Origin of the sequence: Agathobaculum faecis, assembly GCF_014287995.1 — a bacterium.
Classification (GTDB): Bacteria; Bacillota; Clostridia; order Oscillospirales; family Butyricicoccaceae; genus Agathobaculum; species Agathobaculum ammoniilyticum.
The window spans coordinates 75,566-97,895 of record NZ_JACOPL010000005.1; the positions used below are offsets into that span (position 1 = coordinate 75,566).

Genomic DNA, 22,330 nt, shown 5'->3' on the forward strand with positions numbered 1-22,330 from the left:
AAGTCTAATGGACGGTTTTGATTTTGTGGTGCAGGTCGTATTCAAAAATACCCTCCTGCAATAGAGCCTCTTCTTGGGGGAGAAGGTCGGAAAAAGCGCAGGCATATAATTGCTGCTCCTCGGAAATGACACGGATCACCTGTGCGCTCAGCAACAGGGGCGGGGAAGAAAACGGAATTGCGATTTCAAAACGGAAGCCGGGCGCGAGCGGTCGGCTGGCGTACAGGGATATCCCGCCGCAGCTTACGTCGTGCGTGATGACGGGCAGACGGGCTGAATCACCCGAAAGCGGGTACAAGTAGGTGCGGAGCATGATCGGGATGCGAAGGTGCCTGCGCAAATGCGGACCAATATGCTCCTCAGCCACAAAATAAAGACAGGTGTTTTGTATCCCAGCGACTCTGCCGCGCCATGCCATGAAGTTTTCGGAATTGATGCTGAGAATGTTGATGGCGGGAAGTGCGGACAAATCACAGATTGGCTTGGAGGTCAGCTCGAAAACCTTTTGCTGTCCTTTCTGTTCCATAAGGATAGCACTGGCCAGTGTTTTCTGATCATCGCTGAGGATGACGAAGCGTTTTTCCGGCTGTGGATGATGCATTATACGTCTCCCCCTTTGGACGGTCCGGTATTTGTTGCGGGTACACGGGGCTTTTCCGGCGCCTCCGGATCAAAATGCAGGAAGTAAACATAAATATCAACGATAAACTGGTAAAGCGATTCAGGGATGGCCTGACCGAGGGCAAGTTGGGAAAGCATGGTGGCAAGGGAGGAGTCCTCATAAACAGGCACGCCGTTTTCAGAGGCTATCTCGACCATGCGTTCCGCAAGGTAGCCCATGCCGGAAGCAACCACGACCGGAGCGGGCGCCCCATTTTCATACTGCAGGGCGACAGCCTTGCGGCTTTGATCATATTGTGACATTAACGCTGTTCATCCTTTCGAGTATCTTGGGGAACGCCTGGGTCAGTGTAACACGCTGCGCAGAGGGGGAGGCGCGGATCGCCCCCGGATTTAGCCCAGCGCTTTCTGCCATTTTAGCCAGTTTGGCCTCAAAAACACCGGTAAAAGGCGTCAGGTGCGGTGGGCAGAAGAGCTCTGCACCGACCGAATCGTCCTGATAAGTAAGAAGGAGATCGAAGCCGCCGAGATCCTGTATGTCAAACTTGAGCAGCAGACGCATGGGGGCGGTCGGGGAACCTGCCGCACCTGACTGCTTTTCGGCATCTGCGTCAACCCATAGCTCGGAGAACATCGCACGTCCGTCCATGGCGGCAGGAAGAATGGCATGGGCGAGCGGCATAAAAACACTTTGGTTGACAAGCACCGAACGCATCAGTTCCTGCATGGCCTGTTGCTGCGTCGTGCTGCCCTCTCCCCGTATGGCGCGGGAAGCAAGGGAGGTAAGCTGATCCAAAAGCGTGGCGGTTGCTTCATCCGGCGGAACGGTATGCGCGCGCAGCATTTGCAGGATATCCTCCTGGCTCATTTCGCCGAACGCCTTTTTGACCGGTGTGTAGCTGAAAAGCTGGTAGAAAGACTGCAGTACATTTTGCGGGGAACCGTTTTCATACTGCGCGATGGTGGGGAGCAGCATGCTCAAAAGGCTGCGGGCGATGCCACGATCGTGCATTTGGGAAACATAGTCCGACATATAGGGGAGAACCGTGTTCTGGAGCAGGGAGAGTGCACCGGCGCGGTCGCCATGAGCCAGCAAGGCGTCAAGCTGCGCCAGTTGTCCGTCCAGTGTGCTGCTGAAGCGTTTCGGCATGAACCAGGACATTTGGCGGATGGTGCGCGTCAGGCTGCGCTCGATATGCTCCGTGGAGGCGAAAGCGCTGAACTTCCGCAGAAACTGGGCAATATCCTCCTTCATAGCAGAGGAGGGATTGGACTGGAGCGCCTTGCGTAAAACATCGAAAAGCGGTCCGCGGAAGCGCTGCCCAGAGGAAAACTGACCTTTCAGCAGGGCGAGAAGCTGCTCCGGATTGAGCTGTAAGGCCTGTATAATGCGTACCAGCGCTGCACTGACCTCGGCCGTTTCGGCTCCAGACGCACTCAGACCGCTGGCCAGAAGCTGGTAGATACTATCGGAAACCGAGCCGAAAGCGCGAAGATCCTGCAAAAACGCCTGGAAATAGGAATCATAGCGCCGCGTCAGCCCAGAACCGGCCGTATCCTGCCGATCGGTACGCTGGTCGGCGCGGCTGATGCGCGATGGATCAGGTATGTTTTTGACCTGTGTATCGTTCGGTGTGATAGGAGAACGATAGCTGGTATTGTTCTCCTGCCCAGGGACAGGGTTGGTCACACTGGTGATGTTTGGCATAGAGCTACACTCCGTTCATCCGTAGAAAAATTTATCCAATCTATTAATTGCGTGCCATATCCGGTCGATTTATGAATATAACTACTGTTATTGTAATTCGGAAAGGATGGCATGGGATTTATGGCGAACAGTGGCGACAGCGTTCTGGAAATGTATTTGTATGAAACAAATACATTGCTTGAGCAGCTCGATAATATTATGCTTGCCGCAGAGCAGGCGGATACGCTATCACAGGATGATGTAAACGAGATCTTCCGCATTATGCATACGCTGAAAGGCTCGGCGGCAATGATGGAGTATGAGCCTTTGATGACCATTGCACACCGGATTGAGGATCTGTTTTACCTGATTCGGGAAAATACGATGGATATTGTTCCGGAACAGGATCGGCCGAAGCTGTTCGACCTGCTGTTCCGATCGATCGACTATTTTCGTGATGAGATCGGTAAAATCGAAAAGGGGGAACCCCTTTCTACAAATATCGACCGCTTTGTTGAAACAATTAACATGTTTATCGACAAAATTAAAAATGATGGACAGGTTGCTGGGAGCAGTGGGGAAGCACCCTCGGCGGACCAAGCTGCGGCGCAGGGATGCCGCACGGCTACAGTGGAAAACGCGCCGGCCGGCTATCCGTTTGCGCTGCGGGTCTTTCTGGATGAGGGCTGTGGGATGGAGAACCTGCGTGCGTTCATGATCGTAAGTGATGTTCGGGACAGCGGAACGCAGTTCCTTTACCAACCGGAGGATCTGGAAAGCAATACGGCTCGTTCGCCGGAGATCGCGGAAAACGGCTTTACAATGTATTTCGCAGCGGAGAATGAGCGTAAGGCGGCCATCCCGCTTATCTCTGACCTGGGCTTTGTGAAAACCTATCAGGAAATCGACGCAGCTCCCGCGCCCGAGGCGCAGAGGGACGAGAAGCAGGAACCTGCGCCGGAAGCCACCGGACAGACAGAGCCACAAAAAGCCGCGCCTGCGGCGGGGGCCGAAGCAACGTCCGGCAAGGGCAGTGGACACCAGATCAAGCAAAGCCTGATCAGTGTCAATCTGTCCAAGCTGGATCAGCTGATGGCCGTGGTGGGAGAAATCGTAATTACGGAGACAATGGTGACCGCGTCGCCGGACCTGCGCGGGATCGAGGATGCCAAACTGGATAACTTCTATAAATCCGCCCGCCAGCTGCGCAAGCTGACAGATGAGCTGCAGGATATCTCGATGTCGCTGCGCATGGTTCCAGTATCGGGGACGTTCCAGAAAATGCGCCGGATTGTCAGAGACATGGGGCAGAAGCTGGGCCGTAAGGCGCAGCTCAGCATCATCGGGGAGGATACGGAGATCGACAAGACGATCGTAGATGCGATCAGCGACCCTATTATGCATATCGTGCGCAATTCCATGGATCACGGCATCGAGCCGGACGAGCAGATGCGGATTGACGCAGGCAAGAATCCTGTGGGGGAAATTACACTGTCCGCTCAAAATACGGGAAGCGAAGTCATCATTAAAATCGAGGATGACGGGATGGGTGTAGATTGTGATGCTGTGCTGCGTAAAGCGCTCCGGCAGGGGCTTGCCAGCCCTGATGTGGAATACAACCAGCGCGAGATCATGAACTTCCTGATGATGCCGGGCTTTTCGACCAATCAGGAGGTAACGGAATTCTCCGGCCGCGGCGTTGGTATGGATGTCGTCAAAAAGAATGTAGAAACGGTCGGCGGTGTGGTAACGATGACCAGTGAAAAGGGGAAAGGGAGCTGTACGACTCTCAAAATCCCGCTCACTACCGCGATTATGGACGGTATGGAGGTGCGGGTTGGCGAATCCATCTTTACCATCCCGATCCAGAATATAAGGCAGTCCTTTAAGGTGACGGAGAAGGATATTATTCATGATGCGATGCAAGGTGAGATCATCAACAAAATGGAGGAGTTCTATCCCGTGGTACGCTTGTACAATGTTTACGGGATAGAGCCGCAGTCGACCTCCATCAATGACGGAATCCTTGTATGGGTGGAGAGCAGTGAGAGCTCGTGCTGCCTGTTCGTGGATGAGCTGCTGGGCAAGCAGCAGGTCGTCATCAAGCCGCTTCCGTCGTACCTGAACAATTTTAAAATAAAGGATGCGGGGATCGCTGGCTGCACCATTTTAGGCGACGGCAATATCAGCCTGATTTTGGATGTAACCAATCTGATGGATTTTATCAGCGGCAGCGCAGGATATTGACAGGGATAGCATAAAAGGAGAGAATGCAATGTCTGATGAAAATATGATGTTTGCAACCGAGGAGATGCAGCGGGAGGCATCTGGGTCTGCAGAGGACAGCACGGCAGAAATCGCGACCCGTAAATTCCTGACGTTCCGAACGGATAACCTGCTGTTTGGTGTGGAGGCAGAAAATGTGGTGGAGATTATCACAAACCATGTGATCACACAGGTGCCTATGGTGCCAGCCTATGTGCGCGGCATTATCAACCTGCGTGGACAGACAATTCCGCTGATGGATATGCGGCTCCGCCTGTCTGTTGAACCGAGAGACAATGACTGCATCATCGTACTGAACCTGAATGAAATGCCGATCGGCATACTGGTTGATACGGTCTGCCAAATCATTGATATCCCAGTGGATACCATTCTGCCGGTACCGGCGCATAATGCACAGAAATATGTTTCGGGTATGACGACCATGCCGGATGGGACGGGTACCATGCTGGTGCTGGACTGCGAGCTTCTGCTGGCCGAATAAGCAGAGCACTTCTATGACCGTGGATTATGTTAAAACTATTGCTAAGAGGTAGTCGATATTATGCTGCAGCTGTCAGATGCAGATTTTCAGCGGCTGGTAACGTTTATGCGCGACCGCTATGGGATCAATCTTTCACAGAAGCGGCTGCTGATTAACAGCCGCCTGTCCGCGGCCCTGCAGGCAAAAGGGTACACGGATTTTACAAAGTTTGTCGATGAGCTGCTGTCAGGAAAGGATGCGGCGCAGGTTGAGTTTATCCTGAACAAGCTCACGACCAATTATACTTATTTTATGCGCGAAAAGGAACACTTTGCGTTTTTTAACGAGGTGATATTGCCGGATCTCATCAAAAGGAATGAACGGAAAAAGGTGCTGTCCATATGGAGTGCGGGATGTTCGACGGGAGAGGAGCCGTATACCATTTCCATGTGCATCAAGGATTTTCTGGGACCGCAGGCGGGGCTGTGGGATACACGTGTGCTGGCGACGGATATTTCACCGCGTGTTTTGAGCGAGGCGGCGGACCCGTCTTATGAGATGCCGACCGACATCCCGCCGGAATGGAGCCGGCGCTATTTTCGGAAACGGACGGACGGGAGCGGTTTGTACACAGTTACGCCGGAGATCCGGCATAATGTTATCTTCCGTGTGTTCAATCTGATGGAGCCAATTCACTTCCGAATCAAGTTTGACGTTATTTTCTGTCGGAATGTCATGATTTATTTCGATCAGGAAACAAAGGACGCGCTTGTGCAACGCTTCTATCATGCGACCAATCAGGGGGGCTACCTGTTGATTGGCCATTCAGAGAATATCAGCAAAAACAGCCCGTACCGAATGCTCCGCCCAGCGACATTCCGCAGGGAGTGACGGCGGTGAAAGGAGGAACACTGCAATGCAGAGCATAAAAAAGATACGGGTAATGGTTGTCGACGACTCTATTCTGGCCCGGCGCGTTATACGGGATGGCCTGTCTGCTTATAGCAACATGGAGATAGTCGGGGAGGCGGGGAATGCGGTGGAGGCGCGGGCGAAGCTGCCGCTGCTCCGGCCGGATGTGATGACGCTGGATGTGGAGATGCCGGGTATGAATGGGATTGACTTTGTAAAAAGCCTGCTGCCACAGTATCCGGTCCCAATCATTCTGGTGTCCTCCCTGAACCTGCGCGTATTTGATGCGATGGCGGTCGGAGCGGTTGATTTCGTTCGGAAGCCGGAAACGGTCGGGGCGAACCAGCGTTTTATAGAGGCGCTTGCCAATAAAATTGTTGTGGCTTCCTGTGCGCGGATACGCCGCAGCCGACCGGCTGCGGTGCCGACTGCGGGCCGGTTGCCGCTTACGGCACAGGGCGTAAAAGAGACGGTTATTGCAATTGGAGCATCCACGGGTGGGACCGAAGCAACGCTTGAGGTGCTCAAGCGTCTGCCGGCCGATACGCCGGGGATTGTAGTGGTGCAGCATATGCCGCCGGGCTTTACAAAAATGTATGCCGAACGCTTGGACAAAATATGTGCGATGAAGGTAAAGGAGGCGGAAAACGGGGACGGTATCGAACGCGGCCGAGTATTGATTGCGCCCGGGGATAAACAGATGCGTGTCGTCAGGACAGGGAGCCGCTACACGGTGGCCTGCCAGCTTGGGGAAAAGGTAAGCGGACACTGTCCATCCGTGGATGTGTTGTTCCACTCGGTGGCACAGAGCGTGCGTTGCCGCATGGTAGGTATCATCCTGACCGGCATGGGGCGAGACGGTGCGGATGGACTGCTGGACATGAGGCGGCATGGCGCTTATACGATTGGACAGGACAGGGAATCCAGCGTTGTTTATGGGATGCCTATGGTAGCACATGATATTGGCGCAGTGGTACAGCAAGCCGCCTGTGAAAATATTGCGAGTATACTGCTTCGCCATCTGAACAATACATAGGAATATACAGGGAAAGAAAAATAAGCGACAGGTTTTTGCAGCCTGCCGCTTATTTTTTTGTGGTAATGACCGATATTTGACTTAGTAAGTAATTCATCGGCTTGCGTGTGCTGAAAAGGAGCTGATCATAATGATGATTCCCAAAACGGGAGGCTTGTCCCCGTTGGCAATACACCGACCGCAACCAGAAGAGAATGAAAGCCAGCCCGTGGGTACTGCGCAATTCGACAGGGTAGAGCTGACCACGTCGCAATATACAGAGGAGCAGCGCTTTGCGCATGAACTCGCGGGACGCATTGCACAGGAAGTGCGGACGTACCGATGTGAAACTCTTCCGGAGCTGCAGGAGCAGGTTCAGACGGGCGCCTATCAATATGATATTAATGAGCTGGCAGCGCGTATCATGCTGTTTGGAGGATGACAGGGATGGAAGAATTGCTGGGACTGCTGGACCGTCTGACGGTGATTTTAGGCGAGCTGACTGCTGTGCAGAAGGACGTTGCGGCCTCTGTCCATGAGGACGATCTGATACGTCTGGGCGAGTGCATGAAAAAAGAACAGGCGTTGTCGCTCAGCCTGCGCAATATTGACCAGAAGCGGCTCAGGCTACAGCAGCAAATGGGGCTGGAAAAAATAACGCTGTCTGCTTTGCCGGAACAGATAGATTCCATGGAGCTGCGTGAAAAGGTAAAAGATGCGGCAGAGCGGTTGTCCGCACAGTACCGGATCATGCAGAGTGCGGCCGAGGTGGCCCGCTCGGCGCTGGAATGCAGCCTGCATCAGGTGGAAAATATGATTGCAGGGCTTGGGCTTGACCCCGAGCATGTGAAGGATCATACGATAACAACGGGCGGACCGCATACAGATTTTCGAGCATAAAGGAAGAAACGGAGGAAACAGAGAGCAATGGCCACTTTTGGTGAGTTTACTGTGGCGCGTTTGGGTATGATTGCAAGTCAAATGGCGCTGAATGTAACAGGTCAAAACATTTCCAATATCAATACGCCGGGCTATACCCGTCAAAGGCTCGATCAATACAGCTTTATCACAAGCGGATCAGGGCTGTATCATTCTGCAAATTCGGCTTCGGTTGGCTCTGGCGTTATGCTGTCCGGCATCTCCCAGCTGCGCGATCCGTTTTTGGATATTCGGTTCCGGAAGGAGATGTCGAGCGTCGGTTCGGCCAGTGCGATACTCGATGGGCTGGATCAACTGGAGAGCGTTATCAATGATGTAAACAAGAGCGGTATCACAACACAGATTCAGGATCTTCTGGGGAAGCTGAATGACCTGAATGACCATGTGGGTGAGAAAGAATTTGATTCGCTGGTACGCAGTTCGGCAGAAGCGCTTTGTCAGCTGCTTAACACGAGCGCCAAGGATCTGGAAACCGTATTTGAAAATGTATATAACCAATACACGCAAAATGTACAGGAAGCTGACAATATTCTTAAGAAAATACAGGAGCTGAACGAGGAGATACGCCGTTCGGATATTAACGGGGATTCGGCGCTTGAACTGCGCGACCAGCGTAATATGCTGATCGATCAGCTTTCCGAGTACATGAAAATTGATGTAACCTACAGCGAGGAAAACCTTGGAGCAGGCTTTTCTGTCGAAAAACTCACCATCAAAATGGTGGATAATAAGACGAATAAGCCTGGGGCGACGCTGATTGACGGCATCTATCGTGCGGATTTGTCGATTGCTCAAAAAGTGGATGCAGCGGGCAAGCCGGTTGTGGATGCGGATGGCAAACCGGTGCCGGACGATCTGTTGCGGCTTGCGATCAGCGAGCTGCATGACTCCGCCTATCAGACGCAGTTGTCCAACACGAATTCCCAGTTCCAGCTTCAAGGGCTGGATTTTGGGAAGAACGCACAGGGTGGACAGCAAACGATCGATATTACCTATAAGGACAAGGATGGGAACAAACATACCGTTTCTGTCGATTTCACGGTGGAAAAGCCGGCGGATGACACGCCGGAAGCAATTGCGAAAGCGCGTGAAAAGACCTTGGCTAATCTGGCGGATGCTTTGAATAAGGATGCCACGCTACAAGGACTGTTCACAGCCAAGGCGACCTCGAACGGGCTTGTCATGATATCGACGGACAAAGGGGCTGATGCTGCCACCGTGACGCAGATGGAGCTGGCAGCCAATAATACCGGCATCACCCTGGGAGATACAAAGTCGATCGCCGCTGTACCAGCTAATACGACGATTGTGGACGAGGGGCACGGATATGGCGCGCTGGAATCCACCCGCCAGATGCTGACTGGCGCGGGTGAGTTCCGCACGGACGGGGGAGACAAGTCCATCCGCGGGATACCGTATTATCAGAAATCCCTGGATGCCTTGGCAAACAAGTTTGCTACCGAAATGAACCGGATCAACACGACCCGTCCAGACGGTACATCTTTCTCAGAGGTTGGCTCAAATGGAGAGGCTGTACAAAAGCAGGCGGGGAATCTGTTCACGGCAGAGGGGGATGATCCGAAAAATCCTGATACCGTGATCACGGCAGGGAACATCTCCATTTCATCGGCGTGGAAAAGCGGGGAGGTGCAGATTATCTCCTCCGTTTCGGGTAATCCGGTGCAGGGTACGATGAACGATAATATCAATCGACTGATCAACGTATTTGAGACAAGCTATACGTTTCGGCCGAGCGATATCATCCGCACGAATGATGCGACTTTCACAACAGGGGAACCAAAGCAGGATAACGCACTTACGCCGGGAACGGAACTGACTGCACATATTACTTATATTGACGGTATGAATCAGGAACACACGGTAAAGGTCAAGTTCCAGTCCGGCGCAACGGCGGAGGAGACGCAAAACAACCTGTACGATGCGCTGCAAAAGGATCAAACGATAAATGGCATATTTGATATGAAGGACAACGGGACGACGATCACATTCGATGATAAGGCCGTTGTACCGGAGGGTTCCCTGTGTAACCTGGTGACCGGTATTGCCTTTACAGATGCGCAGGGGAGCAAAACCGACGCATTTTCCATGGGGGATGGCGCAGTTGCCGGGGCGGCATCAGGGGACTCAATTTACAAGGGCAATCTGGAAGGCTGTTACGCCAATATGGAAGGCGTGCTGGGTGCGCATAAAAGTACGACATATACTATTTATGAAACGTATGCCGCAGCTGCGGATGGAATCAATACCAGCAGGGATAGCGTTTCCGGCGTCGATCTGAATGAGGAGGGTATGAATCTGCTGCAATATCAGAAGTCGTTTGCGGCTGCCTGCCGTCTGATGACAGCGTTGGATGAAGCGATGGACAAAGTGATCAACGGCATGGGCATTGTCGGCCGCTGACAGAGAGGAGTTATAGTGATGTTTCGGGTTACAACAAACGGTACGCTTCGTACCTATCGGGGAAACTTGGCAAAAGCAAGCTGGAATCAGTACTATGCGATGAACACTGTTTTGACGGGACGGCGGTTCAACTCCTTTTCGGAAGATCCGGCGCTGGCGGCGCAGTCGTTTCGTGTGCATGCGGCCTCTGCGCGTAATGAATTTCAGAGAAAGACCAGCGAATCTGCGATTCACAAATTTGAGTCGGCGCAGGCGAGCCTGCAGGAGATCGCAGATCAGTACAATACAGCGCTTGACCAGGCCGAACAAGGCGTGGACGGCTCCAAATCAAGCGCCCGTGAGGAGATTGGGAAAACCCTGCTGAATACTGCGGAAGGCATGGTCAAAACGCTGAACGCCAAATATGGGGATAAGTTTGTGTTTGCCGGCGCAAACGGCGAGGAGGCTCCGTTTGAACTCAAGGATGGGAAGCTGTATTTCCGCGGGATAGACATGGCGACACAGGATCCGGATGAGCTGGCGAAGCTGGAGGAGTGGAGCAAGGAGTCGACCTATGTGGATATAGGCTTGGGCCTGCAGCTGGATGAGAATGAACAGGTCATTCCCTCCACCGCATTCAACACGGCGATTTCCGGCGCAGGGCTGCTGGGCTTCGGTACCTATGAGGATGGTTCACCTAAGGATATTATTTCGCTGACAGCGCAGTTGGGGCAGCTTCTGGTGGACTCGGCTGCGGATGGAAGCGATAAGATGAATGAAGCAGATCAGGAAAAGGCAAACGCGCTGTTTGATAAGATGCAGGAGTCTTACTCCGCGTTTAACTCCAACCGGGCTGAGCTGGACACGAAGGCTCAGTTTTTAAAGTCTAATGACACCCGCCTGACCTCTACCGGGGATACGCTCACAGAGCAATATGAGTCGCTTGACAGGGTGGATTTGGCGGATGCGTTGAGTACGTTTGTGTATGCCCAGTACAGCTACAATGCTGCGCTGCGGGTTGGCAACAATGTGCTGTCGCAATCGTTTATTGACTATATGTCTTAAGCATAAGGGTAAGAGTAAGAGCAAAAGAGGTGTACAGCGCTATGGAACGGTTGATAGAGATTAAAAATGTTCCGATTGAGTTGGAAATGAAAGTAAACCATGCGCGGCTGGAATACAAAAGGTCGCAGGTGGATCTGGAGGTTTCCCGCAGCAAGGGAGGTCTGCAGATACGCAGCAAGCCCATCCGGCTGAACTTGGATACGTTTGAAGCGCGTAATTCCATTACACCAACCGCAATGCGCAGTATTGAACAGGCTGCACAAAAAGGGCGTGAGCAGGTTTATGAAACGACCGGCACCTATGCCAAGCACGGAAAGCTTCTGCTTCAGGCAAAAATTGGCCAGCAATTGATCACACAGTTCGCGATGGAATCCCAGCAGGTCAATACGGATGTTGCCATGACATTTCTGCCCAGCACAGGTCCGGATATTTCCTGGGATGCAGGGGAGCTGAACATCCGCTATGAGATGGATAAGCTGAATTTTGACTGGCGCATTGGAAATGGGGATGTGGAGTTTATACCGGGTGATATTGAGTTTACCGTAACGCAGCGTCCGGACGTCATTATCAAATATATTGGCGGGCCGGTCTATGTGCCTCCCTCTGCAGAGCCGGGATACGAGCCGTTGGATGAAACGGTTTAACTAAGGAGACTGGAATGAAAATTGAAACCAAATATTTTGGAACAATACAGGTAGACGAGCAAACACTGCTGTTTTTCCCCAATGGTATCTTTGGTTTTGAACAGGAAAAAAAGTTTGTCCTCCTCCCTTTTGCCAAGGAGGAGGATTTCCTGTTGTGCCTGCAAAGCGTGGAAACGCCGTCGCTTGCCTTTACCGCACTGAACCCTTTTATGCTGCTGCCAACCTATCAGCCCAAACTGGCAAAGTCTGAGCTGCTTCAAATGCAGGTAGAGAAGAGCGAGGATTTGTGCTATTATACGCTTTGCAGGGTTAACAAGCCGGTGTGGAAGAGCACGGTAAACTTGAGATGCCCCATTGTCCTGAACGACCGGACGAGACAGGCCTGTCAGGTGATACTGGATGAATATGATATGCGGTGTCCTCTGGACTCTATAGGACGACAGGGGGGAGCGCAATGCTGATACTGCAGCGGAAACAAGGACAGTCCTTTATGATCGGCCAGGATATTACAATTACTGTTCAGGAGATCGGGGCAGGACGTGTCCGCCTGTCGATCGATGCGCCGCGCAATGTATCGGTTCTGCGGGAGGAATTGGTAGCAGCGCGCAGGGAGAACGCAGCCGCCGCAAGGGAGGAAGTTTCTCCCTTGCAACTATTGCAACTGCTGAAACAGGATAATTCATCTAAGCAGGAGAGGTGAATAAGGGAGGATGGAAAATGGTTACAGGGTGACGGAAAACGAAATAAAATCCTTTCTGGTGGACCTGCAGAAAAGGGGAAGGACACGCTCCACGATTGCGCAATACAGATCCCAGCTTTTGCAGCTGAAAAAATTTTTGGGGGAAGAAGGCCTGCTGAACAATGCCAGGCTGGCAAAGTGGAAAGGGTTTATGCAGGAAAACGGCCTGGCCAATGAAAGCATTAATGCACGGATATCCGCTGCCAACAGCCTGTTGGCATTTGCGGGCCATAGGGAATGGCAGCTGGTACAGTCCCGTCTGCCAAAGGAGAAAGAGGAGGCTGCCCCTGAACTGACAAGACAGGAATATCTGCGCCTGCTTCAGGCGGCAAAGCTGCTGAAACGGAAGCGTAGTTATTATCTGATAAAAGTATTTGGGTGTACAGGTATTAAGACGGGGGATATCCCCTATATTACGGTCGAAAGGCTGCGGCAGGCTGGAAATGAAACAATTGTGCTGGAGAATGGTTCTTCCTTTACGATGCCCGTTGCACTGGTTGGAGAGCTTCTGCAATATGCTGAAGAAACAGGGGTTTGCAATGGCCCTGTTTTCTGTACCCGAAATGGGAAGGCGATAGACCGGCGGATCGTTTGGAGCAGCATGAAAAGTCTGTGCAGTGTTGCGCAGGTGGATGAACGCAAAGTCACGGTTTCCAGTCTGGAGAAAATGTATAGGACGACCTGCATAGGGATAGACGCGATGGTTGCCGTATTACGGGAACAGGCGTATGCAAAGCTTTTGGCTGATGAAGAAAAAATTGTGGGATTGGAGTAGCTTGGCCAGCCGGATAAAATTGGATATGTTGAACAGGCGGGGGCCTCGGATGCAATGGCTTGAAAAACATTGCACCCGAGGCCCCCTGTGATGGCTGGCTGACAGGCAGTAAGAAACTCAGCTTAATATGTATACTTTGGCTGGACGGACGCCAAACTGGTCCGCTTCCTCATCAGTCATGAAGAAGAGATCGATACGATTTTCCTTGATCAGCCCGCCGGTATCCTCGGCGATGCCGGGGCCATACGACCAGGACTGGTCGCCTCCGTCTGAAACGACATATACACGGCTGCCTAATGGGATTACCCGTGGGTCGACTGCAATGGTTCCATACCGCGTGGTCGTGCCGCTGGCAGTGATCAGGCCGCCGTCCTCGATTCGATGATAGGCGGTTGCAGTTACGTCAATGACTGAAGAATACTGAAACGTTGAACCATCTGCGGCTGTTATGGTTTTTGAAGCAGTATCATCTTGGATACCGGCGGGGACGGACCAGACCTGCGACCGTCCCGCAGTAGACAACTGGCTGCCGGAAGCGCTGTCTGCTGCGGTGCTGCCGGCGTCTGCTGTGTCATACCCGTCTTGCTGTACCGGCTCAGCCGGTTCTACGGTAGATCGCTTTTTTGTCCCCTGTTCAATGATGCAGTTAACAGGCGCAAGGACTTCTTCTTCAAAAACCATTTCCTTTTCGAACGGGACGCCGTCATGAAGCGTGATACGGTAAGTGATTTCGGTTTCGCCATTCCTGCCGTATTGCAGTATGTGCTGTGTTCCGTCTACCATATCGGAATTTTGGCGGGTTTCTACTTGGAAAGGGGTTGTTATTGTTTCGACCTCCGAGCGATAGCTTACTTCAGTAATGGAGATTTCCGTATTTTCCACCAACCATCGGTCAAGTCCTGGCACTACAATATCATTCTCGCCCACAGCAATGCCGACCTGCTCCAACAGCTCGCCTACGGTGCAGGCCGTAAAGGGGACGGTCATAGTTTGATCTTTGGTTTTGATCTGGGCACTCAATTCCTGATCCAGCGTGAGGTAAGTGGTATTACCCTCTCTGCGCTGGGCGATCACCTTCAGGTTTTGAAAGTTTGAAATTTTTTGTGCCTCGGCGATCGTGCCGGGATGCAGCCGGACGGTTTCATAACGGTTGCCGTCAGTCAAAATATATGTATGGGAGGAAAGCTTGACCGCCAGGACAATCAAGCTGAGAATGACACAAAGCAGGAGCAACACCAGAGCAGTGAGGATATTGGAATAATGCTTCCCAATATCCTGCAAGGTTTCGCGTGTTTGAGGGGGATGCGCTGACAAAAAAGTTTTCTTTTTTTTCATATATCGTATTCCGCTTTCCAGTTTGATCAAAGTGAGGTAATGTACCTGTAATATTTATCGGACGGTTTAAGGCAAAATAAATATTTTAATGCAATATATATTTGGGGTAGAGAGCCAAGGCAGTAAGGGCGTCCGGTGGCAGAAAGCTTGAGGTCGGGGGATTGTGTGAAAAAGTAAAATCTGCTACAATAAGCTTGCTTTACCAGTGGAAAGTGTGGAGTGCGCGGCGGATGGTCCGGTTGAGGACTGCGGTGGGAAGCAAAAAAAGAAGGGGAGGCGGGAGCATGCGGGACATTGAGGTTGTATGGACCTTTATGCTGGATTATATGCGTGGATGGGGGATACGAGAGCATAGCCATGACTTTTACCAGATGTACTATGTAGTTTCAGGGGAAGCGGATATGCTGTTGGACAGGCAGAAAGTCCATTTATATCCCCATCTCTGCGTTGTAATTGAACCGGAGCAGCTGCATGAACTGCCTGTGATCTCAAGCGGGAGGCTGCGGATCATAGATACAAAATTTTATCTCCATAATTCCAATACCATGGATGAGGTGCATTGCCTGCCACGCTGTTTTGAAATTGAGGACAATGAATTTGAAACCGCACTTTTAGGAGCGCGAAACGAGTGGCAGTCCAATGCACGGTACAGTAGAGAAATGGCAAATGCTCTTTTTGAGCAGGCATTCTATATCTATATCCGTAAAAACGGCTCTTTTGTTGAAAGGAATTCCTTTTCACGTGCGATTGACCACATCATAGCCAACCTGACTGGCGTGGAAAAACAAATTGCCGACTATGTTTCCGTGCATTTTGCAGAGGATTTCACACTGGATCAGTTGGCAGAATCCCTGAAATACAATAAAAACTACCTCTGCAAGCTGTTTAAGCAGGCAACGAATTTTACGATTATCCATTATGTGAATTATTTAAGGGTTTGTAGGGCTTATGAGCTGATCTGCTATTCCAGTTATAGCTTGAATGATATTAGCGTATTGTCAGGCTTTTCCAGTGTGCATTATTTCACATCTGTATTTAAAAAAGTAACGGGTAAAACGCCGGGGGAAATGCGCGATTTGGAAAAAGATGCCATGTACACAGCGATACAGCAGCATGGAAAGTTCAGCTATCGTTATTATAAAGAGCCGGAATAGGGAAAGAGAGTACACATGGTTTGCATGGTGTACTCTTTTTGTTTGCAAGAAAAGCGGATAGGTTTGATAAAAATATACAAAATGGGCGTTTGAATATTTGGCAACAAAAGTTAAGATAGTGAAAAGGAAGTTCAATATTATGCAAAGACAAATTGCCTGTAAACTGTTATATTATTGGCATAAGAGATAACTGTTTCTCAAAAATAAAGAAAAATATAGCAAAAAAGCATAATGAAAGCAATTTGACAGTATCGTGCGATTATCTTTAAAAATGAATATTTTATAAAGGCTAAAGGGAGGGTCTGAAAAGTGGATGATCATATTCGTTTGTGCGATGATAAAAAAATTGTAGCTTTTATTGCAGACTTATATGAAAAAGCCGGCGTAGACAGGGAAACAGCGGAATTGCATGGCGTTGGACTGGTAGAGGCCAGCTTGCGCGGCGTGGATTCACACGGAATTATGCGCACAGCGGCTTATTTTGAACGCTATCGCAAAAAAGCAATTAATGTGAAGCCGGATATTAAGGTGGTAGCCGGAGAAAAGGCATTTGTGGTTATGGATGCCGATAATGCTTCGGGCTTTGTTGCTTCCCGATATGCTATGGAGCATGCAATTATGCTGGCTCGAGAGTACCATATAGCGGCAGTATGCGTGAAAAATAGCAATCATTTTGGCGCCGCAGCTCTGTATGCACAAATGGCGGTGGATGCCGGTATGGTCGGTATGGCGTCAACTAATGTTCGGCCTAATATCACGGCGCCGGGAGCAAAAGGGCGCGTTGTTGGTAATAACCCTTTCGCCATTGGGATCCCCACTTATGACGATTACCCGTTTATGCTGGATATGGCACTTTCTGTTGTTGCGGGTGGGAAACTGAAAATGGCGATACGCAAAGGAGAAAAAATTCCGTTGGGCTGGGCGACGGATGTGGAAGGAAACCCGACAGATGATCCGAAGAAAGGTTTTGATGGTTACTTCCTTCCGGTAGGAGGGTTCAAAGGATTGGGAATCGCTTATGTGATTGATATGCTCTGTGGTGTAATGACTGGCGGTGCATTTTCGGATCATATCAAGAGCATGTACGCAGAGCCAGATGATCCAAGCGGGACCTGTCACATGTTTATTGCGGTAGATTGTGATGCAATTATTGGAAAGGAGGAGTTAAGAGCGCGTATTGCAGAATACCGGCAGTATATACGGTCTATCCCTGTGGTGGGGGATGCGCCGCCGTTGAGTTTTCCGGGAGAGATTGAAGAAAACTGCAAACGAGAACGGCAAAAAAACGGTATCCCGCTGCCGTACAGTATTTACAGAGAGCTGGAGGCATATGCGGAGCGCTATCAAATACCGTTTTCTATTGAAAAATGAAGAAAGGATTTTAGGTCTATGCTGCGTTTAGATGAAACATTTCATAATCCCGTTAAAAAGCTGCTGAAAGAGAAGAAAAAGATCCTTGGCGCATGGTTGCAAATGGCAAGCCCTTATGCGGCAGAAATATTTGCTAAGGCTGGGGTAGATGTTTTAATGATTGATATGGAGCATGCGCCGAATGACCCATTGAGTATGCTGGAACAACTCAGGGCAATGGGGCGCTTCAGCTCAATTCCATTTGCCCGCGCGCCTTGGAACGACTTGGTAACGATTAAGCGCATGCTGGATGTCGGGTTGTATGGCCTGCTCATCCCCTATGTCAACACAAGAGATGAGGCGGAACGAGCGGTTCAGGCATGTAAATATCCTCCGGAAGGGATGCGTGGCATAGCGCCTTCGCCGCGTGCCGGTGGCTTTGGGATGAATTCACAGAACTATCTGGCGCATGCCAACGATGAAATAGTGGTTATGACCGCTGTAGAAACAGGAACGGCAGTCAAGAATCTGGATGAAATCCTGCAGGTGGAAGGACTGGATGGAATATTTATTGGCCCGATGGATTTAGCCACTTCAATGGGGTATTTTTGCAATCCGTCTGCGCCAGAAGTACAGGAAGCAATACATACGATTGAAGAAAAGGTGTTTGCGAGTGGAAAGTTTTTAGCCACTGTTGCAGGAAATTTTGAGGCGGCAAAAAAACTATATGACCGTGGCTACAGTATGGTGGTTGCCTTTGCGGACGGAGGCACTTTGGGACGAGTAGCGCGCGAGCAAGTCGAGCTATTCCGGACTGCTTATCCGGAACGATAATATGGAAAGAGACAAACTAAAAAAGGAGGCAAAAAAATGAAACGGTTATTATCAGCTTTGTTGGTCGGTGCGCTTTGTACGGGTGTATTAAGTGGCTGCGGCTCAAATGAGAAGCCGAGTGCGGGGGATAGCAGCGACTGGCCTTCACGGCCAATCACGGTTATAGTACCATATGGAGCAGGAGGGGATACGGATTTTAATGCGCGTGCCTACCTCGAAGGGCTGGGCAGTGAGTTAGGGACATCGGTTGTAGTCAGTAACGTTACTGGGTCCGGCGGCTCAATTGCAAGTCGTCAGGTAAAGGATTCCGATCCGGATGGATATACGGCGCTTTTTTTCCATACAGCAATGAATGTTAACCAGGCGATTGGCACAGCGGACTTCGGACTGGATGATTTCAAGTTGTCGGCAGTGGTCGGCAAGGGGCCTGGCGAGATTATTGTAGCGCGGAAAGATGCGGGCTACAATAACCTGGAAGAGCTGAAAGAGTACACGCAACAGCATCCGGGTGAGGTAAAGATGGGTATAGAAACCGGTACAATGGTGCATATCAACGGAAAGCAGATGCAGGATGCCGGTATTGATGTATCCTTTGTGGATGCGGGCGGCGCTTCCGATCGTGTTGCAGCGTTGGCGGGTGGACATATCGATTTAATTATCAACGCATATGGCACGGTTAAAGATTATCTGGAAACCGGTGAGTTTGTTGCCTTGGGACAGGTGAACGCAGAGCGCAGCGAGGGCTTTCCGGAAATTCCGACCGCTATAGAGCAAGGATTTGACATTCAACTTGAAAAATATTATTTCTTCGCTTTCCCTAAGGATACTCCGGATGAGATTGTACAGAAATTTGCGGATGCCTGCAAGGTTGTGAGTGAGCAGGAGGACTACGCGACCAGCATTATGGAGGCTTACCGCCAGACGCCGTTTTACGCAGATGCTGAGGAGGGGCGGGCATTGCTCGATTCCACCAAGGAGATTATTGATAAATACGCAGCAGAGTTGCTTTCTTAAAGTGGATGCGGGATAGGGAACGGCAAGTCCGTTTCCTATCCTTGCAGAAATAAGATAAAAATAAGCTGGACGTCTAACTGGTAAGGAGGCGGATTTGTTGAGGAAATATAAGGATGCAATTGTTGGTGGACTTGTCATTCTTGCGGCGGTTGGCTTGTTTGCGGCGAGCCTTACGATACAATCACTTTCGCTTAACCTAATAAAAGCGGATTTCTTCCCGAAGATGGATGCGATTCTGCTCGGCATACTGGGAATAGCGCTGCTTTGGGATGGATTGAGGAAAGCGGGACAGGCGTCGGAGGAATCAAAAGGCGAGGAGAAAAGCGGGATGTCGCAGGGTACTCGCTGCATGATTATAACGCTGGCGTTGATTGCAGTATATATTTTCTGCCTGGAGCCGATCGGATTCCTGCTATCGACCTTTGTTTACCTGGTCATACAGATGCTGGTGTTAGCGGATGAGTCACACCGGAAAAAGAAAGATATTCTGCTGTTCGTGATATTGTCGCTTGTTGTATCAGCAGGTATTTACCTTCTGTTCACACGTGTATTTTACCTGATGCTGCCAAGCGGATTGTTGGGTTAAAGGAGGCGTCGCATGTTATCTTTGATCGCTACAGGGTTTGCAGAGGTCTGTAACCCGCTGTGCATTGCTTTGATTGCAGGCGGTGTCCTGCTTGGTATTATTTTTGGATCGATCCCAGGGCTTTCGGCAACCATGGCGGTGGCGCTCTGCCTGCCAATGACCTATGGTTTGGAGCCTATCGCAGGCATGGCATTGCTACTCGGCCTGTATATCGGCGGTATTTCGGGCGGCCTGGTCGCGGCAATATTGCTGCGTATCCCCGGTACACCGGCTTCGGTGGCAACCTGCTTTGACGGTTACCCGCTGGCCGCGAAAGGGCAGGCCGGTAAGGCGCTGGGAGTGGGTATCTTTTTCTCTTTCATTGGTACGTTGCTTGGCTTGGCTGTGTTGATGTTTATTGCACCATCGCTGGCAAGCGTTGCGTTGAAGTTCAGCTATTATGAATATTTTGCTGTAGGTGTTTTTTCTATTTCCATGATGGCCAGCCTGATCAGCGGGTCGGTTGTCAAGGGACTGGTCAGTGGTGCAATTGGCTTGGCGTTTGCCATGGTTGGCGCGGCACCGATTGATGGCATCCCGCGTTTGACGTTTGGTTTTCATGCGCTGGATGCCGGGTTTGATATTCTACCCGTCCTGATTGGTTTGTTTGCAATTTCTGAGATTATCAAGGCTGCAAAGGAAAAGGGTAAGCCGCAGGGAAAGGTATTGCAGGACTTCAAAATTAAGGGCTTCGGCTTCTCCTTTGCGGAATTTAAGAGCCAGATCGTGAACCTGTTCCGTTCTGCGGCAATCGGAATAGGTATTGGCATTTTACCGGGCATCGGAGGAGGAACATCCAATATTCTGGCCTATACAGCGGCAAAGAATCAATCCAAAACACCTGAAAAATTTGGTACAGGCATTATTGATGGCATTGTTGCCTCCGAAACTGCCAATAACGCTTCAATCGGAGGTGCACTGGTGCCATTGATGACACTGGGCATACCTGGGGACACTGTGACCGCTATGCTTTTGGGTGGCCTGATGATTCATGGCCTGAACCCAGGACCGCTTCTGTTTCAGAATAACGGCCCGCTGGTATATGGTATTTTTGCGGCCTGTCTGATTGCAAATGTGTTTATGCTGTTGATGGAGTACTTAGGCATTAAGGTATTCGCACGCGTATTGACCGTGCCAAAGCACATACTTCTGCCGATTATTATGGTTCTATGCGTTGTCGGTGCGTTTGGTGTGAATAACCGCCTGTTTGATGTTTGGGCAGTCCTGTTCTTTGGTATTGTTGCGTATTTGCTGGAAAAAGGGGGCTTCCCGCTGCCGCCCATCATTCTCGGATTCATACTGGGTCCAACGATAGAAACCAATCTCCGCCGCGGGCTGATGCAGTCAGAGGGAAGCATCGCTCCGTTTTTCACTCATCCGATCAGCTTGGCATTTCTGATTATTACGATGATTGTTATTGTCCTTGCAGTTCGTAAAGAATTAAGAGCGCGGCGTAGCAATCGGGTGGAAAAAGAAGGGAAATCGTAAAAGGAGTGCCGCATGAGAAAAGTATATATCAGTGAACCGATCCATGAAGATGCGATTCGCCTGCTGGAGCGATCATTTGAGGTTGTGCAGGGTGGCGGCGCTGCGGATATTGCCGGACGCGCATACGGTTGCGAAGCGATACTGGTCCGCGTCGCCAGAATAACAGAGGAAATAATGGATGCTCTACCCGGACTGCGCGTGATTGCAAAGCACGGCATAGGCGTGGATAATATTGATGTACAGGCAGCTACAGCGCGTGGCATACTGGTGGTCAATGCGCCGACAGCAAATATACATGCCGTTGCAGAGCATACAGCGACGCTTATAATGGCGCTGCTGAAAAATTTGGTCTTTCTGGATGCAATGACCCGCAACGGTGGTTTTGAAAAACGAAATCAGCATATTGTGACTGAATTGCGGGGGAAGAAGGTCGGGTTTATTGGCTTTGGTCGAATCGCCCGTTTGGTACGGCAAAAGCTGTCCGGCTTTGAGGCTTCCTTTCTTGCTGCCGATCCTTTTATGGAACCAGAACAGGCAGAAGCGTTTGGTGTGACACCGGTAGATATGGAAAAACTTTTGGAACAGGCTGATGTAATTAGCCTGCATACACCGTTGACACCGGAAACACACCATTTGATAGATCGGAATGCGCTGGAAAGGATGAAAAGAAGCGCGTTTCTGATTAATGCCGCCCGTGGGGCGGTTGTAGATGAACAGGCGTTGGTGGAAGCGCTACAGGCGCGTCGGATTGCCGGCGCTGCGCTTGATGTATTTGAAGAAGAGCCACCGGCGGAGAACTGCCCGCTTTGGGGGTTAGACAATCTCATTGTGTCTCCGCATAACGCGGCGCTGAGCGATGCAGCGATGCGAGCAATGGGGATGGACAGTGCACAGGGGATTTTGGACTGTTTGGAGGATCGGCGTCCCGCATATATGGTGAACGCCGAGGTATGGCACTGTGGAAAAACCAAAAGAGAGGTATGACAA

The 22,330-nt window shown here is 50.8% G+C and carries 23 protein-coding genes; 19 read left to right on the top strand and 4 right to left on the bottom strand.

What is annotated here, in order from left to right; all coding sequences use genetic code 11:
* Window positions 1–4 precede the first annotated feature (4 nt).
* From H8S45_RS06580 to H8S45_RS06590, 3 genes are read right to left on the bottom strand one after another with little or no spacing between them, the layout of a single operon-like run.
* Window positions 5–601 (bottom strand): PilZ domain-containing protein, encoded by a 597-nt coding sequence (locus tag H8S45_RS06580; protein ID WP_054327120.1) that lies wholly within the window; start codon window positions 599–601, stop codon window positions 5–7.
* Complete coding sequence (locus tag H8S45_RS06585) at window positions 601–924, bottom strand: EscU/YscU/HrcU family type III secretion system export apparatus switch protein (protein ID WP_054327121.1); 324 nt, start codon at window positions 922–924, stop codon at window positions 601–603. Before H8S45_RS06585 ends, H8S45_RS06580 begins: the two co-directional genes overlap by 1 nt.
* Window positions 911–2,329, bottom strand: a complete 1,419-nt coding sequence (locus tag H8S45_RS06590; protein WP_054327122.1) for a hypothetical protein — start codon at window positions 2,327–2,329, stop codon at window positions 911–913. Before H8S45_RS06590 ends, H8S45_RS06585 begins: the two co-directional genes overlap by 14 nt.
* A 120-nt stretch (window positions 2,330–2,449) precedes the next feature.
* On the opposite strand from H8S45_RS06590, the gene H8S45_RS06595 reads away from it, so the two are divergent.
* From H8S45_RS06595 to H8S45_RS06650, 12 genes are all read left to right on the top strand, one after another.
* On the top strand, window positions 2,450–4,555 hold the full coding sequence (locus H8S45_RS06595; RefSeq protein ID WP_054327123.1) for a chemotaxis protein CheA: 2,106 nt from the start codon (window positions 2,450–2,452) through the stop codon (window positions 4,553–4,555).
* Between the two features lie 28 nt (window positions 4,556–4,583).
* Window positions 4,584–5,075, top strand: coding sequence for a chemotaxis protein CheW (locus tag H8S45_RS06600; RefSeq protein WP_054327124.1), 492 nt, complete (start codon window positions 4,584–4,586; stop codon window positions 5,073–5,075).
* Window positions 5,076–5,135: 60 nt separating this feature from the next.
* The gene (locus H8S45_RS06605; RefSeq protein WP_054327125.1) at window positions 5,136–5,945 is read left to right on the top strand and encodes a CheR family methyltransferase; all 810 of its coding nucleotides are present in this window, start codon (window positions 5,136–5,138) and stop codon (window positions 5,943–5,945) included.
* 25 nt (window positions 5,946–5,970) lie between these two features.
* Window positions 5,971–7,002, top strand: a complete 1,032-nt coding sequence (locus H8S45_RS06610) for a protein-glutamate methylesterase/protein-glutamine glutaminase (RefSeq protein WP_054327126.1) — start codon at window positions 5,971–5,973, stop codon at window positions 7,000–7,002.
* A gap of 130 nt (window positions 7,003–7,132) precedes the next feature.
* Window positions 7,133–7,423, top strand: a complete 291-nt coding sequence (locus tag H8S45_RS06615; protein WP_054327127.1) for a flagellar biosynthesis anti-sigma factor FlgM — start codon at window positions 7,133–7,135, stop codon at window positions 7,421–7,423.
* A 5-nt stretch (window positions 7,424–7,428) separates the two neighbouring features.
* A complete protein-coding gene (flgN, locus tag H8S45_RS06620; RefSeq protein ID WP_054327128.1) occupies window positions 7,429–7,881 on the top strand; it encodes a flagellar export chaperone FlgN in 453 nt (150 codons plus the stop codon).
* 27 nt (window positions 7,882–7,908) lie between these two features.
* The gene (locus H8S45_RS06625) at window positions 7,909–10,341 is read left to right on the top strand and encodes a flagellar hook-associated protein FlgK (RefSeq protein WP_054327129.1); all 2,433 of its coding nucleotides are present in this window, start codon (window positions 7,909–7,911) and stop codon (window positions 10,339–10,341) included.
* Between the two features lie 18 nt (window positions 10,342–10,359).
* The gene (locus H8S45_RS06630) at window positions 10,360–11,385 is read left to right on the top strand and encodes a hypothetical protein (protein ID WP_054327130.1); all 1,026 of its coding nucleotides are present in this window, start codon (window positions 10,360–10,362) and stop codon (window positions 11,383–11,385) included.
* A 41-nt stretch (window positions 11,386–11,426) separates the two neighbouring features.
* On the top strand, window positions 11,427–12,029 hold the full coding sequence (locus tag H8S45_RS06635; protein WP_054327131.1) for a DUF6470 family protein: 603 nt from the start codon (window positions 11,427–11,429) through the stop codon (window positions 12,027–12,029).
* 14 nt (window positions 12,030–12,043) lie between these two features.
* Window positions 12,044–12,490, top strand: coding sequence for a flagellar assembly protein FliW (gene fliW / locus H8S45_RS06640; protein ID WP_107631896.1), 447 nt, complete (start codon window positions 12,044–12,046; stop codon window positions 12,488–12,490).
* Entirely contained in the window at window positions 12,484–12,729 is a 246-nt protein-coding gene (locus tag H8S45_RS06645; RefSeq protein WP_054327132.1) for a carbon storage regulator, read from the top strand. Before fliW ends, H8S45_RS06645 begins: the two co-directional genes overlap by 7 nt.
* 10 nt (window positions 12,730–12,739) lie before the next feature.
* A complete protein-coding gene (locus tag H8S45_RS06650; protein WP_107631897.1) occupies window positions 12,740–13,543 on the top strand; it encodes a tyrosine-type recombinase/integrase in 804 nt (267 codons plus the stop codon).
* Between the two features lie 117 nt (window positions 13,544–13,660).
* On the opposite strand, the gene H8S45_RS06655 is transcribed toward H8S45_RS06650, so the two are convergent.
* Entirely contained in the window at window positions 13,661–14,878 is a 1,218-nt protein-coding gene (locus H8S45_RS06655; protein ID WP_107631898.1) for a 3D domain-containing protein, read from the bottom strand.
* Between the two features lie 284 nt (window positions 14,879–15,162).
* On the opposite strand from H8S45_RS06655, the gene H8S45_RS06660 reads away from it, so the two are divergent.
* The 7 genes from H8S45_RS06660 to H8S45_RS06690 all read left to right on the top strand — a co-directional run bounded on the left by H8S45_RS06660 (window position 15,163) and on the right by H8S45_RS06690 (window position 22,327).
* Window positions 15,163–16,032: a helix-turn-helix transcriptional regulator gene (locus tag H8S45_RS06660; protein ID WP_054327135.1), complete on the top strand. Its 870-nt coding sequence runs from the start codon at window positions 15,163–15,165 to the stop codon at window positions 16,030–16,032.
* Window positions 16,033–16,341: 309 nt separating this feature from the next.
* Window positions 16,342–17,403, top strand: a complete 1,062-nt coding sequence (locus H8S45_RS06665) for an Ldh family oxidoreductase (protein WP_242977946.1) — start codon at window positions 16,342–16,344, stop codon at window positions 17,401–17,403.
* A gap of 18 nt (window positions 17,404–17,421) precedes the next feature.
* Window positions 17,422–18,216: an HpcH/HpaI aldolase family protein gene (locus H8S45_RS06670; protein ID WP_054327136.1), complete on the top strand. Its 795-nt coding sequence runs from the start codon at window positions 17,422–17,424 to the stop codon at window positions 18,214–18,216.
* Window positions 18,217–18,252: 36 nt separating this feature from the next.
* Window positions 18,253–19,230, top strand: coding sequence for a tripartite tricarboxylate transporter substrate binding protein (locus H8S45_RS06675; RefSeq protein ID WP_107631899.1), 978 nt, complete (start codon window positions 18,253–18,255; stop codon window positions 19,228–19,230).
* Between the two features lie 97 nt (window positions 19,231–19,327).
* Complete coding sequence (locus tag H8S45_RS06680; protein ID WP_054327138.1) at window positions 19,328–19,816, top strand: tripartite tricarboxylate transporter TctB family protein; 489 nt, start codon at window positions 19,328–19,330, stop codon at window positions 19,814–19,816.
* A 12-nt stretch (window positions 19,817–19,828) separates the two neighbouring features.
* On the top strand, window positions 19,829–21,343 hold the full coding sequence (locus tag H8S45_RS06685; protein ID WP_054327139.1) for a tripartite tricarboxylate transporter permease: 1,515 nt from the start codon (window positions 19,829–19,831) through the stop codon (window positions 21,341–21,343).
* A gap of 12 nt (window positions 21,344–21,355) precedes the next feature.
* Window positions 21,356–22,327: a hydroxyacid dehydrogenase gene (locus H8S45_RS06690; protein WP_054327140.1), complete on the top strand. Its 972-nt coding sequence runs from the start codon at window positions 21,356–21,358 to the stop codon at window positions 22,325–22,327.
* Window positions 22,328–22,330 lie beyond the last annotated feature (3 nt).

Bases quoted from the DNA above. Each gene is read 5' to 3' on its own strand.
- H8S45_RS06585 (WP_054327121.1), bottom strand. From the start codon at position 924: ATGTCACAATATGATCAAAGCCGCAAGGCTGTCGCCCTGCAGTATGAA.
- H8S45_RS06580 (WP_054327120.1), bottom strand. From the start codon at position 601: ATGCATCATCCACAGCCGGAAAAACGCTTCGTCATCCTCAGCGATGAT.
- H8S45_RS06675 (WP_107631899.1), top strand. From the start codon at position 18,253: ATGAAACGGTTATTATCAGCTTTGTTGGTCGGTGCGCTTTGTACGGGT.
- H8S45_RS06660 (WP_054327135.1), top strand. From the start codon at position 15,163: ATGCGGGACATTGAGGTTGTATGGACCTTTATGCTGGATTATATGCGT.
- H8S45_RS06630 (WP_054327130.1), top strand. From the start codon at position 10,360: ATGTTTCGGGTTACAACAAACGGTACGCTTCGTACCTATCGGGGAAAC.
- flgN (WP_054327128.1), top strand. From the start codon at position 7,429: ATGGAAGAATTGCTGGGACTGCTGGACCGTCTGACGGTGATTTTAGGC.
- H8S45_RS06645 (WP_054327132.1), top strand. From the start codon at position 12,484: ATGCTGATACTGCAGCGGAAACAAGGACAGTCCTTTATGATCGGCCAG.
- H8S45_RS06595 (WP_054327123.1), top strand. From the start codon at position 2,450: ATGGCGAACAGTGGCGACAGCGTTCTGGAAATGTATTTGTATGAAACA.
- H8S45_RS06690 (WP_054327140.1), top strand. From the start codon at position 21,356: ATGAGAAAAGTATATATCAGTGAACCGATCCATGAAGATGCGATTCGC.
- H8S45_RS06670 (WP_054327136.1), top strand. From the start codon at position 17,422: ATGCTGCGTTTAGATGAAACATTTCATAATCCCGTTAAAAAGCTGCTG.
- H8S45_RS06635 (WP_054327131.1), top strand. From the start codon at position 11,427: ATGGAACGGTTGATAGAGATTAAAAATGTTCCGATTGAGTTGGAAATG.
- H8S45_RS06605 (WP_054327125.1), top strand. From the start codon at position 5,136: ATGCTGCAGCTGTCAGATGCAGATTTTCAGCGGCTGGTAACGTTTATG.
- H8S45_RS06685 (WP_054327139.1), top strand. From the start codon at position 19,829: ATGTTATCTTTGATCGCTACAGGGTTTGCAGAGGTCTGTAACCCGCTG.
- H8S45_RS06590 (WP_054327122.1), bottom strand. From the start codon at position 2,329: ATGCCAAACATCACCAGTGTGACCAACCCTGTCCCTGGGCAGGAGAAC.
- H8S45_RS06655 (WP_107631898.1), bottom strand. From the start codon at position 14,878: ATGAAAAAAAAGAAAACTTTTTTGTCAGCGCATCCCCCTCAAACACGC.
- H8S45_RS06625 (WP_054327129.1), top strand. From the start codon at position 7,909: ATGGCCACTTTTGGTGAGTTTACTGTGGCGCGTTTGGGTATGATTGCA.
- H8S45_RS06650 (WP_107631897.1), top strand. From the start codon at position 12,740: ATGGAAAATGGTTACAGGGTGACGGAAAACGAAATAAAATCCTTTCTG.
- H8S45_RS06615 (WP_054327127.1), top strand. From the start codon at position 7,133: ATGATGATTCCCAAAACGGGAGGCTTGTCCCCGTTGGCAATACACCGA.
- H8S45_RS06610 (WP_054327126.1), top strand. From the start codon at position 5,971: ATGCAGAGCATAAAAAAGATACGGGTAATGGTTGTCGACGACTCTATT.
- H8S45_RS06600 (WP_054327124.1), top strand. From the start codon at position 4,584: ATGTCTGATGAAAATATGATGTTTGCAACCGAGGAGATGCAGCGGGAG.
- fliW (WP_107631896.1), top strand. From the start codon at position 12,044: ATGAAAATTGAAACCAAATATTTTGGAACAATACAGGTAGACGAGCAA.